14 protein-coding genes are annotated in these 12,133 nt (G+C 53.7%); 6 read left to right on the top strand and 8 right to left on the bottom strand.

Features of this window, described 5'->3' with window-relative positions; genetic code table 11:
* Positions 1-3 precede the first annotated feature (3 nt).
* From accA to PAGR_RS17385, 5 genes are all read left to right on the top strand, one after another.
* Positions 4-960: an acetyl-CoA carboxylase carboxyl transferase subunit alpha gene (gene accA / locus PAGR_RS17405; protein ID WP_013024701.1), complete on the top strand. Its 957-nt coding sequence runs from the start codon at positions 4-6 to the stop codon at positions 958-960.
* A 121-nt stretch (positions 961-1,081) separates the two neighbouring features.
* Positions 1,082-3,229: a lysine decarboxylase LdcC gene (locus tag PAGR_RS17400; RefSeq protein WP_014606547.1), complete on the top strand. Its 2,148-nt coding sequence runs from the start codon at positions 1,082-1,084 to the stop codon at positions 3,227-3,229.
* A gap of 29 nt (positions 3,230-3,258) precedes the next feature.
* A complete protein-coding gene (locus tag PAGR_RS17395; RefSeq protein ID WP_013024703.1) occupies positions 3,259-3,648 on the top strand; it encodes a VOC family protein in 390 nt (129 codons plus the stop codon).
* A gap of 47 nt (positions 3,649-3,695) precedes the next feature.
* Positions 3,696-5,003, top strand: a complete 1,308-nt coding sequence (tilS, locus tag PAGR_RS17390; protein ID WP_013024704.1) for a tRNA lysidine(34) synthetase TilS — start codon at positions 3,696-3,698, stop codon at positions 5,001-5,003.
* Positions 5,003-5,311 (top strand): c-type cytochrome, encoded by a 309-nt coding sequence (locus PAGR_RS17385; protein WP_014606546.1) that lies wholly within the window; start codon positions 5,003-5,005, stop codon positions 5,309-5,311. Before tilS ends, PAGR_RS17385 begins: the two co-directional genes overlap by 1 nt.
* Before the next feature lie 37 nt (positions 5,312-5,348).
* On the opposite strand, the gene rof is transcribed toward PAGR_RS17385, so the two are convergent.
* Together rof and PAGR_RS17375 are read right to left on the bottom strand one after the other, a co-directional pair.
* Positions 5,349-5,609 carry a Rho-binding antiterminator gene (rof, locus tag PAGR_RS17380; RefSeq protein WP_013024706.1) on the bottom strand — a complete coding sequence of 87 codons (261 nt, stop codon included), beginning with the start codon at positions 5,607-5,609 and terminating at the stop codon, positions 5,349-5,351.
* Positions 5,596-5,796 carry a YaeP family protein gene (locus PAGR_RS17375; protein WP_014606545.1) on the bottom strand — a complete coding sequence of 67 codons (201 nt, stop codon included), beginning with the start codon at positions 5,794-5,796 and terminating at the stop codon, positions 5,596-5,598. Before PAGR_RS17375 ends, rof begins: the two co-directional genes overlap by 14 nt.
* A gap of 217 nt (positions 5,797-6,013) precedes the next feature.
* On the opposite strand from PAGR_RS17375, the gene arfB reads away from it, so the two are divergent.
* A complete protein-coding gene (arfB, locus tag PAGR_RS17370) occupies positions 6,014-6,424 on the top strand; it encodes an alternative ribosome rescue aminoacyl-tRNA hydrolase ArfB (protein WP_013024708.1) in 411 nt (136 codons plus the stop codon).
* Positions 6,425-6,540: 116 nt separating this feature from the next.
* On the opposite strand, the gene proS is transcribed toward arfB, so the two are convergent.
* The 6 genes from proS to metN all read right to left on the bottom strand — a co-directional run bounded on the left by proS (position 6,541) and on the right by metN (position 12,096).
* A complete protein-coding gene (gene proS, locus PAGR_RS17365) occupies positions 6,541-8,259 on the bottom strand; it encodes a proline--tRNA ligase (protein ID WP_013024709.1) in 1,719 nt (572 codons plus the stop codon).
* Between the two features lie 88 nt (positions 8,260-8,347).
* On the bottom strand, positions 8,348-9,052 hold the full coding sequence (gene tsaA / locus PAGR_RS17360; protein WP_013024710.1) for a tRNA (N6-threonylcarbamoyladenosine(37)-N6)-methyltransferase TrmO: 705 nt from the start codon (positions 9,050-9,052) through the stop codon (positions 8,348-8,350).
* Positions 9,049-9,447 carry an envelope stress sensor lipoprotein RcsF gene (gene rcsF, locus PAGR_RS17355; RefSeq protein ID WP_014592974.1) on the bottom strand — a complete coding sequence of 133 codons (399 nt, stop codon included), beginning with the start codon at positions 9,445-9,447 and terminating at the stop codon, positions 9,049-9,051. The genes tsaA and rcsF overlap by 4 nt, the downstream gene beginning before the upstream one ends.
* 126 nt (positions 9,448-9,573) lie before the next feature.
* Entirely contained in the window at positions 9,574-10,389 is an 816-nt protein-coding gene (locus tag PAGR_RS17350; protein WP_014592975.1) for a MetQ/NlpA family lipoprotein, read from the bottom strand.
* A gap of 29 nt (positions 10,390-10,418) precedes the next feature.
* A complete protein-coding gene (locus PAGR_RS17345) occupies positions 10,419-11,072 on the bottom strand; it encodes a methionine ABC transporter permease MetI (protein ID WP_013024713.1) in 654 nt (217 codons plus the stop codon).
* Entirely contained in the window at positions 11,065-12,096 is a 1,032-nt protein-coding gene (gene metN / locus PAGR_RS17340) for a methionine ABC transporter ATP-binding protein MetN (RefSeq protein ID WP_020693764.1), read from the bottom strand. Before metN ends, PAGR_RS17345 begins: the two co-directional genes overlap by 8 nt.
* Between the last annotated feature and the right edge of the window lie 37 nt (positions 12,097-12,133).

Here is a 12,133-nt window from a genome sequence, read left to right as displayed (position 1 = left end):
ATTATGAGTCTTAATTACCTGGATTTTGAACAGCCAATTGCAGAACTGGAAGCGAAGATTGATTCGCTAACCTCGATTGGTCGTCAGGACGATAAACACGTCAATCTCGACGAAGAAGTGAAGCGACTGCGCGAGAAAAGCGTTGAGCTGACCCGTAAAATCTTCGCCGATTTGGGCGCATGGCAAATTGCACAACTGGCACGCCATCCGCTACGTCCTTATACCTTTGATTACGTGCGCAATGCCTTTGACGATTTCGATGAGCTGGCGGGTGACCGTGCTTATGCGGATGACAAAGCCATTGTGGGCGGGATTGCGCGCCTTGATGGTCGCCCGGTCATGATCATTGGTCACCAGAAAGGACGTGAAACCAAAGAGAAGATTCGCCGTAATTTTGGCATGCCAGCACCAGAAGGCTATCGCAAAGCGCTGCGCCTGATGGAAATGGCTGAGCGTTTCAAGATGCCAATCCTGACCTTTATCGACACGCCTGGCGCTTATCCTGGCGTTGGTGCGGAAGAGCGTGGTCAGTCTGAGGCTATTGCCCGTAATCTGCGGGAAATGTCCGGTCTGAAGGTGCCTGTGATCTGTACGGTCATCGGTGAAGGCGGTTCCGGTGGTGCGCTGGCCATTGGTGTGGGTGATAAAGTTAACATGCTGCAGTACAGCACTTACTCTGTTATCTCTCCGGAAGGCTGTGCCTCTATTCTGTGGAAAAGCGCCGATAAAGCGCCTCTGGCAGCCGAAGCGATGGGTATTACCGCGCCGCGTCTGAAAGAGCTGAAGCTGATTGACTCGGTTATCCCTGAGCCACTGGGCGGGGCGCATCGTCATCCTGTCGAAATGGCGCAGTCGCTGAAACAGCAACTGCTGGCCGATCTGGCCGATCTGGAAGGGCTCAGCACCGAAGAACTGCTCGATCGCCGTTATCAACGTCTGATGAGCTACGGCTACGCCTGATTGTGCTTCATGACGATAAAGCGGACTTCGGTCCGCTTTTTTTATGCCATTAATCTGACTGCAGTTGAGTGGCATCATTCGCTATGCTTACTTAATGCCTCAACTATCAGGGAGATGTGCATTGAATATTCTGGCGATCATGGGCGCGCATGGCGTGTTTTACAAAGATGAACCCTTGCGCGAACTGGAAGTCGCGCTGAGTCAGCAAGGTTTTCAACTCATCCGGCCGAAAAACAATGACGATCTGCTAAAACTCATTGAACACAATCCCCGTATCAGCGGCGTCATTTTTGACTGGGATGAACACAACAGCCCGGAGCTGTGTGGTGAAATCAATCAGCTTAATGAATACCTGCCGCTGTATGCCTTTATCAATACCCATTCCCAGATGGATATCAGTATCAATGAAATGCGTATGCCGCTGCATTTCTTTGAATATGCGCTGAATGCCGCCGACGATATTGCTCTTCACATCCGACAGTACACAGATGACTACCTCGACAACATCACGCCGCCGTTGACCAAAGCGTTGTTTACCTATGTGAAAGAGGGGAAATACACCTTCTGTACCCCAGGCCATATGGCCGGTACGGCCTTCCAGAAAAGCCCGGTCGGCTGCTTGTTCTATGACTTTTTTGGTGCCAATACGCTGAAGTCGGATATCTCGATTTCGGTAACGGAACTGGGATCGCTGCTGGACCACACAGGGCCGCATCTGGAAGCCGAGGAGTATATCGCCCGCACTTTTGGTGCGGAACAGAGCTACATGGTGACCAACGGCACCTCGACCTCGAATAAAATCGTCGGAATGTATGCTGCCCCGGCAGGCAGCACGATTCTGGTGGACCGCAACTGCCATAAGTCGCTCACGCATCTGTTGATGATGAGCGATTTGATCCCCATCTGGCTCAAGCCAACACGCAACGCATTGGGTATTTTGGGCGGTATTCCGCAAAAAGAGTTCACCCGTGCCAGCATCGAGCAAAAAGTGGCGGTCACGCCGCGCGCCAGTTGGCCGGTACATGCGGTGATTACCAATTCGACCTACGACGGTTTGCTCTACAACACTCAGTACATCAAGCAAACCCTTGAGGTGCCGTCGATCCACTTTGATTCTGCCTGGGTTCCCTATACCAACTTTCATCCCATCTATGAGGGGAAAAGCGGCATGAGCGGTGAGCGGGTGCCGGGTAAAGTCTTCTATGAAACGCAGTCCACCCATAAACTGCTGGCGGCTTTTTCCCAGGCTTCGCTGATTCATATTAAAGGCGACTATGACGAGCAGACGTTTAATGAAGCCTACATGATGCACACCACCACCTCACCGAACTATGCCATCGTCTCATCCATTGAGACAGCGGCGGCGATGCTGCGGGGAAATCCGGGCAAAAGGCTCATTAACCGGTCAGTGGAACGCGCCCTGCATTTCCGTCGTGAGATACAGCGGTTGCGAGAAGAGTGCGACAGCTGGTTTTTTGATATCTGGCAGCCTGAACACGTTGATGAAGCCCAGTGCTGGCCGATACAGCCGGGGGAAGAGGACTGGCACGGATTCACCCAGGCCGATCGCGACCACATGTATCTTGATCCGATCAAGGTAACGATCCTGACACCCGGCATGAGCGAGCTGGGCGTGATGGCGGAAGAGGGCATTCCGGCGGCGCTGGTGGCGAAGTTCCTGGATGAGCGCGGCATCGTGGTTGAAAAAACCGGCCCTTACAATCTGTTATTCCTGTTTAGTATCGGCATTGATAAAACCAAAGCGATGAGCGTGCTGCGAGGGTTAACGGAATTTAAGCGCGCCTACGATCTCAATCTCCGGGTCAAAAATATGTTGCCGGATCTCTATGCGGAGGATCCCGATTTTTATCGCAACATGCGTATTCAGACGCTGGCGCAGGGGATCCACCGTCTTATCCAGCAACATGATTTACCGCAGCTCATGTTGAAGGCGTTTGACGTGTTGCCCGAGATGAAAATGACGCCGCATCAGGCTTTTCAGCAACAGGTGAAGGGCAATATTGAAACCGTGAACATCAATGAGCTGGTGGGCCGCATCTCTGCCAACATGATCCTGCCTTATCCTCCGGGCGTTCCTCTGGTGATGCCTGGTGAAATGATCACAGAACAAAGCCGCGCCGTACTCGACTTCCTGTTAATGCTGTGTAGCATTGGACGCCACTATCCTGGCTTTGAGACGGATATTCACGGCGCGATCCTCACCGAAGAGGGGGAATATCGGGTACGTGTGCTGAAACAGGCCGGCTAACAGGACGTCATGTTTAACAGGAAGCAACGATGCTACAGCTAACGCACATCCATCATATCGCGATCATTGCATCAGACTATTCGCGCAGCAAAGCGTTTTACTGCGACATTCTGGGGTTTGAACTGCAAAGCGAACACTATCGTGAAGCGCGTGATTCGTGGAAAGGGGATCTGGCACTGAACGGTCAGTATACGATTGAGCTGTTTTCGTTTCCCAAACCGCCCGCACGCGTCAGTCAACCGGAAGCCTGTGGCCTGCGTCATCTGGCCTTCAGCGTGCCGGACGTTGAAGCGGCGATGCGCTATCTGGCAACGCAGGGCGTGATATGTGAAGCGATCCGCATCGATGAGCTAACCGGAAAGCCCTGCACGTTCTTTGCCGATCCGGATGGTTTGCCGCTGGAACTCTATCAGGCGTAAAATGGCGGCTTTGGGCGACTCCACTGGCCGCGGTATGGATTGAGAACATGTCTGATTTTGACGCACTGTTAAAGGAAAATGACGCGCTGGTCGTGGCGTTCAGCGGTGGTCTGGATTCTACCGTTCTGCTTCATCAACTGCGGGCCTGGCAGCAAGCGCGCCCGCAGTCACGGCTGCGTGCGCTGCATGTGCATCATGGCCTCAGCCCGAATGCCGATAGCTGGGCAGCGCACTGCCTGTGCCTGTGCGAACGGTGGCAGATTCCTTGTGAAGTCCTGCGTGTGCAGGTAACGGATCAGGGACAAGGCATTGAAGCGGCAGCGCGGCAGGTGCGCTATCAGGCTCTGGGGCAGGCACTGTGCGCGGATGAAAAGCTGCTAACCGCGCAACATCTGGACGATCAGTGTGAAACGCTGCTCCTGGCGCTGAAGCGCGGCAGTGGACCGGCAGGCCTGGCGGCCATGCCGGCGGCGACGACGTTTGCCGGACATGCCTTACTCAGACCCTTGTTAAACCATTCCCGCCTGAGCCTGGAGCAGTATGCCGAGGCGCATCAACTGGTCTGGGTTGAAGATGAAAGCAATCAGGATCAGCGCTATGACCGAAACTTTCTGCGTCAGCAGCTGTTGCCGACGGTTCTGCGCCGCTGGCCGCATTTTGCCGAGGCGTCGGCGCGCAGTGCCGCCTTGTGTGGCGAGCAGGAGCAACTGCTGGATGAGTTACTGGCTGAGCCGCTTAGCGAGCTTATTCAACCCGACGGTAGCCTGTGCTTCACACCTTTGCTGACCATGAGTGAGGTAAAAGGCAACGCCCTGCTGCGCCGCTGGCTGGCCGCTCAGGGCGAGAAAATGCCGTCGCGCGAAGCATTACGTCGAATCCGTCAGGAGATCATGTTGTGCCGTGAAGATGCGCAGCCGCGCCTGAAGCTGGGCAACCACGAGATCCGTCGCTACCGGCAGCAGCTTTACCACTTGCCGCTCAGCGCCTCTTTAGCTGACTGTGAAATCGCCTGGAATGACGTCGAACAACCTCTGCATTTGCCACAAAACCTGGGCGTACTGACGGCCGAAAAAAGCACGAGTACGCTTCGCTGCCCACAACCGCAGGAGCAGGTATTCGTGCGGTTTCACGCAACAGGCTATGTGCATATCGTGAATCGCCCAGGCGGACGAGACATAAAAAAAATCTGGCAGAGGCTGAATATCCCGCCCTGGCAACGCGCGCGCATTCCATTAATTTATTTTAATCAGACGTTGATTTGCGCGCCCGGGCTGTTTGTTACCCGCGAAGGTGCCAGCGAGGATGCCGCTGGCTGGCAAGTCAACTGGCAGAAAACGACGGGAGAGCCGGAATAATGCAACGCATAGCAGCCTTGCTGCTGATAACTGTTTTACCGGTCCACGCCGCAGGCGATGTGAAAGCGGGTGAGCAACGCGCGGCCGCCTGTATGGCCTGCCACGGGGCACAGGGTAAAGCAACCACGCCTCTCTATCCCAATCTGGCTGGCCAAAATGCGGCCTATCTTAACCAGGCATTACATGCCTATAAGAAAGGGGAACGAAGCGGGGGACAGGCTGAAGTCATGAAGGCATTTGTGGCAGGCTTAAATGATGAGGATATGGCGAATTTAGCCGCCTATTACAGTTCGTTGAAACCTGAATGAGGTGGGCGGGAGTGCATCCCGCCCGACGGGAAGTGAATTACTCTTCGCTGACAACAACGGTGCCGAGTTCAGGATGGCTGAAGCTGGCAATGTGATCGAGGCGTAACTCGCGCGTTTCACCGGAAAGGTCAATCGCCAGATATTCAACGTTTTTACGTGAAAGAATATCTTTGGCTTTGGCCTTAAGCTGTTCACCGTCTTTTAACTCCAGCGACAGCATCCAGTTTTTTTGGCAGGCGAGTTCCAGATTATCGTAGTCATCGCAATTGATGGGTTTATAAGCTTCATTCATCAACATAGTCGCTCACCAATAAGTTTGCGGCGGCATAGGCCGCCTGTTCCCTGAGAGAAGCGTTTAGCGCAACATTCGCGGCAATATCATCCAGCGCTTTTAAGGCGCAGCCAATGGCATCGGGTACATATCCCAGATCTCCGCTGCCGATTTCGGCATATTTTTGGCGAACTAACTCACAATATTTTTGCACAGGCACCTCCTCAGCAGAGCAGAAACACTCTGGTTGATTAGCGACTATATCACAGGCATTTCCAGAAAATCAGCCAGGCAAAAACAGGAACCGCGCGCAAATCACTGCTAAAGTAGCTGGCTACGCCGTCTAAGACGACTCAGGATAAAGCACGAAAGGTTCAGTGAATGGATAGCCCGATACAAAAAAACGCGTACTGCACGCAGGCAGGTGACAGATGATTATGCTGTCACGCAACGTTGAGCTGCCGGACAGTGAAATTGAACTGACGGCTATTCGGGCGCAGGGTTCTGGCGGTCAGCATGTGAATAAAACCAGCACAGCCATTCATCTACGTTTCGACATTGCCGCCTCGTCCTTGCCACCGTTCTATAAAGAGCGACTGCTAAATGCCAGCCACCACTTAATTACCGGTGACGGAACCGTGATCATCAAGGCGCAGGAGTACCGAAGTCAGGAGATGAACAGGGAGGCGGCACTGCAGCGGCTGGTCAACCTGATCCGCGAACTTACTACGGTAGAGAAAGTCCGGCGCTCAACACGACCTACGCGCGCCTCGAAAGAGCGCAGGCTGGAAGGCAAGTCACGGCGCAGCAATACCAAAGCGCTGCGCGGTAAGGTGCAATAAGGGGTATGTACATGGGGCGTTATGACAAGTCAGACAGGAACAGAATGCGGGAACAAGCCTGATAGCCGCGCGTTATTCAGCAAAAAAAACGCCCCTTAAGGGGCGTTATAGTGCGGTTACTTGTTAAGCGCGTTAAGCAGAAATTCGACAATCTCATCCTGCTTGATCATCTGCTTCTCACCGGCACGACGGGCTTTATACTCAATCTCCTGATTATCAAGATTGCGATCGCCAATCACGATGGTGTGCGGTACGCCAATCAGCTCCATATCCGCAAACATCACGCCCGGACGCTCTTTACGATCGTCCAGAATCACCTCTACGCCTTTGGCGCGCAGCGTGTTGTAAAGCTCTTCCGCTAACTCTTTCACGCGGAACGATTTCTGCATGTTCATCGGCAGAATCGCCACTTCGAACGGCGCCAGCGCAGCAGGCCAGATGATGCCGCGGTCGTCATGGTTCTGCTCGATGGCCGCCGCAACCACGCGGGTAATGCCGATGCCGTAGCAGCCCATGGTCATGATCTGGTTACGACCGTCTTCGCCCTGTACGGAGGCTTTCATCGCTTCAGAGTATTTGGTGCCCAGCTGGAAAATGTGGCCGACTTCGATACCACGTTTAATCTGCAACGTACCTTTGCCATCCGGGCTCAGGTCACCTTCCACGACGTTACGCAGATCGGCTACCTGCGCCATTGGCAGATCGCGTTCCCAGTTGATGCCGAAATAGTGTTTACCCTCAATGTTGGCACCGGCACTAAAATCGCTCATCTTCGCCACGGTACGGTCTGCGATAACTGGCATATTCAGCCCCACTGGGCCGAGCGAACCAGGACCCGCACCAACCGCTGCGCGGATCTCTTCTTCGGTGGCAAAGGTCAGCGGAGAAGCAACCAGAGGCGATTTCTCTGCCTTGATTTCGTTCAGTTCGTGATCGCCGCGAACCAGCAACGCCACCAACGCGTGACCGCTTTCTTCTGCGCCCTTCACCATCAGGGTTTTCACGGTTTTCTCAATCGGCTGCTGGAACTGGCTCACCAGTTCTGCGATGGTTTTGGTATTCGGCGTATCCACCTCACGCATCTCTTCTGCAGGCGCAGGACGATCGCCCGCGGGCGCGACGGCTTCAGCAAATTCAATGTTGGCGGCGAAGTCAGACGCCGTTGAGAAAATCACGTCATCCTCACCGCTCTGCGCCAGCACCTGGAATTCGTGAGATGCGCTACCACCAATTGAGCCGGTATCAGCCTGCACTGCACGGAAATCCAGCCCCATACGATTGAAAATCTGGCTGTAGGCGCGATACATCGCGTCATAGGTTTCCTGCAGCGATTCCTGAGAAGTATGGAAGGAGTAAGCATCCTTCATAATGAATTCACGCGAACGCATTACGCCAAAGCGCGGGCGCACTTCATCACGGAATTTAGTCTGGATTTGATACAGATTCAGCGGCAGCTGTTTGTAGGAGCTCAGCTCATTACGAATCAGATCGGTGATCACTTCTTCGTGCGTCGGACCGAGCACAAACGGGCGCTCATGGCGATCGGCAACACGCAATAGCTCTGGACCGTACTGTTCCCAGCGACCGCTCTCCTGCCACAGATCGGCGGGTTGCACCACAGGCATTGAAATCTCAATGGCACCGGCATTGTTCATTTCTTCACGGACGATGTTTTCGACCTTTTTTAATACGCGCAGTCCGGTTGGCAGCCAGGTATATAAGCCTGAAGCCAGTTTACGGATCATCCCGGCACGCAGCATCAGCTGGTGGCTGATCACTTCCGCGTCAGAAGGTGTCTCTTTCTGAGTAGAGAGCAGATATTGAGTAGTACGCATTGATTACGATTCCAGTTGATCGGAAATTCACAGACAAAATTTGCTGGCGGCTAGTGTACCAGTGAGATCACTGGCTAAAAAGCGGGTTTTAACGCGGATCGATAGCCACCACTTCCGTCCCTGCGTCATCAATGCGCCAGCGCACGTTAAACTCCATTAGCCAGGCGGCATATTCCCTGTCCTGGATTTCACCTTTACGGTAAGCGGGCCGCGGATCCTGAGCGAGAACGTCGCTGATAAAGCGTGCCAGATGCGGATAGCGGGCGTGCTGTTGCAACTGCTGTTGGGCAAGCGCTGAAAACCGGACCGGCATAGTGCTTTCCGGCGCGGCCTGCGCGAAACCGGCGCGCGCTTCGGGCAGGGCCTCGGCAAAAGGCAGGTAAGGTTTAATATCGACAACCGGCGTACCGTCCACTAAATCCAGGCTGCCCAGTTGCAGAATGACCTGCTGCTTCTCGCAGCGAATGCCTTTGAGCTCAACCAGCGACATGCCGACGGGATTGGGGCGAAAGGTGGAGCGGGTGGCAAAAACGCCCATGCGCGCGTTACCGCCCAGCCGTGGAGGCCGTACGGTAGGGCGCCAGCCGCCTTCCATGGTCTGATGAAAAACAAACAGAATCCAGAGGTGGCTGAAGTCTTCCAGGCCGCGCACGGCATCCGCCTGGTTATAAGGCGGCAAAAGATGCAGTTCGCCGCCGCCGTCCTGTACCAGCCCAGGCTGACGCGGCACGGCGAACTTCTCTTTCCAGGGTGAACGGATCACGCCGATTTGCGCAAAGGCGAATTCACTCATTGACTGGTGACTTTCAACGCCGATCCCTGACAAACAGCCTGACGGTAGCAGCCCGGCGTGCTGCTGACGATTTCACATTTATGCAGCAGCACAGCATTGGCTTTCATCTGTGACGCTTTAATCTGCATACGTTTACGTGCGGTAGCGATATTTGGGGGGGAGCTCTGATTGCTCACCTGGCAATCTTCAGCGGACACTTCGCCTAAATCGCGGAAGGGTTTGCTCACCAGATCGGCCGCATCGGTGTAAACCTTAACAGGCGCGGGACGATACGTTGGCTTACGTGTCGGTTCGCTGGATTGCTGCGGATGAGAAGGTGCGCTGCTTATTGGGTGGTACTCTCGAACACACCCTGTCAGCATCAATGCTAACAAGCAGAGCGGTAAAAAACGCATGGCAACATCCTCAAGTTTCAAAAAGTGGCGTTATTGAAACAAGGACACGGATAAATAACAAGTCAGCAAAGCGCAATATCAGAAAGGGCGGCTATAAGCCGCCCTGAGGAGAGATGGGAGGCTGAATTACCAGCCTTTAACTGCACCACCGTTAAAGACTTTGTTCGCCGCATCCGCGACCTCGTCAGACTGATAAGCCTGCACGAATTTTTTCACGTTTTCTGCGTCTTTATTGTCCTCACGCGCAACAATCAGGTTCACGTACGGTGAGTCTTTATCTTCAACAAAGATGCCATCTTTCGCCGGTGTCAGGCCGATCTGGCTGGCGTAAGTCGTGTTGATGACCGCCAGTGCGATTTGCTGATCGTCCAGTGAACGTGGCAGCTGTGGCGCTTCCAGCTCAACAATCTTCAGATGTTTTGGATTCTCAACGATATCCAGTGAGGTTGGCAGCAGGCCCACACCGTCTTTCAGCTTAATCAGGCCCACTTTCTGCAGCAGCAGCAGCGAACGACCAAGGTTAGTTGGGTCATTAGGAATGGCAACCTGCGCGCCGTCCTGCAGTTGGTCGAGTGATTTGATCTTTTTCGAGTAGCCCGCAATCGGATAAACGAAAGAGTTACCAACGGATACCAGCTTGTAACCACGATCTTTGATTTGTTGATCCAGATACGGTTTATGCTGGAAGGCATTCACATCAATATCACCTTTGCTCAGTGCTTCGTTAGGCAGCACGTAGTCGTTAAAGGTGACCAGCTCAACATCCAGGCCATACTTGTCTTTAGCGACTTTAGCCGCCGCTTCCGCAACCTGCTGTTCTGCGCCGACAATCACGCCCACTTTAATGTGGTTTGGATCTTTGGCTTTTTGATCGCATCCTGCCAGCGCAATCGCGCCAATTAATGCACCCACAGCGGCAATTTTTTTAAATTTGAAAGACATATCCTTTCCTTAATAGTGATATTGCTTGCTTATTTATGGGACACAGCACGCACGATGCGGTCGCCACAGAATTGTATGAGATACACCAAAACGACTAATAACACTAATACCGTATTCATCACTGTCGCGTTATATCCGATATAACCGTATTGGTAGCCAATCTGTCCCAGACCGCCCGCGCCCACGGCTCCGCCCATTGCAGAGTAGCCGACCAGCGTAATCAACGTGATGGTGGCCGCATTGACGAGGCCGGGCAGGGCTTCGGGCAGCAGCACTTTTCGCACGATTTGCATCGGTGTGGCACCCATGGCGCGTGACGCTTCGATCAGTCCGGTTGGCAGTTCCAGCAGGGCGTTCTCAACCATACGGGCAATAAAGGGCGCCGCACCCACGGTCAGTGGCACAATGGCGGCCTGCAAGCCAATAGAGGTGCCAACAATGATGCGGGTAAACGGAATCATCCAGACCAGCAGGATAATAAAGGGAATAGAGCGGAAGATGTTGACCAGCGCCGACAGCACCCGATACAAACCTTTGTTTTCCAGAATCTGACCCGGACGGGTCACATAGAGCAGGACGCCTACCGGTAATCCCAGTACGAAACCGAAAAAGCCAGAGACAAAGGTCATCATCAACGTTTCCCACACGCCGCGCCCCAGCAACGCAATCATCGCTTCAGACATAACCTAGTACCTCTACTTTTACGTGATGTTCCTGCAGCCACTGAATCGCGGCCTGTGTATCGCTTTCGCTGCCGTGAATTTCCGCCAGCATGATGCCGAACTTCACACCGCCGGCATAATCCATCTGCGCACTAATAATGTTGTTGTTGATATTGAAACGACGCGCGGCTTCAGACAGTAAAGGTGCATCGACAGACTGCCCGGTGAATTCCATACGCAGTAAGGGCATGCTCTCTGGGCCTGCTTCAGGTGACAGGCGCTGTTGATAATCGTCCGGAATATCCAGATGCAGCGTTGACTGGATAAACTGTTGTGCCAGCGGCGTTTTAGGATGCGAGAAGACTTCGCTCACGCTGTCCTTTTCAATTAACTCGCCCTGGCTTATCACTGCGACCTGATCGCAGATGCGTTTTACGACATCCATCTCATGCGTAATCAGCAGAATGGTCAGGCCAAGACGACGGTTAATATCTTTGAGCAATTCAAGAATCGAACGGGTTGTTGCCGGATCGAGCGCGCTGGTGGCTTCATCACACAAAAGGACTTTAGGGTTGCTTGCCAGCGCACGCGCGATAGCGACGCGCTGTTTCTGACCACCGGAAAGATTGGCTGGCCAGGCGTCGTGTTTATCAGCCAGGCCGACCAGATCCAGCAGCTCGGTCACACGCTTTTTAATTTCCTCACGAGAGAGCTGACCCAGCTCTAACGGCAGCGCAACGTTGCCCGCAACCGTGCGTGAGTTCATCAGGTTAAAGTGCTGGAAAATCATGCCGATCTGACGGCGGGCTTGAGTCAGTTGCCGTTCGCCCAGCGCCGTTAAGTCTGCACCGTCAACCAGCACGCGGCCGGAAGTCGGGCGTTCAAGCAGATTCACGCAACGAATGAGCGTGCTTTTACCGGCACCGGATGCACCGATGACGCCATAGATTTGCCCGGCAGGTACGTGCAGGCTGACATTCGATAATGCCTGTATCGATCGCGAACCTTGCTGGAACACTTTGGTAATATTTTCTAATTTAATCATTACGTTATTTATTATCGTCTTGCATTGTCCGTGGTCT

It is taken from the genome of Pantoea ananatis PA13 (assembly GCF_000233595.1).
GTDB lineage: Bacteria > Pseudomonadota > Gammaproteobacteria > Enterobacterales > Enterobacteriaceae > Pantoea > Pantoea ananatis.
This window is presented reverse-complemented; position numbering and strand designations above follow the sequence as displayed.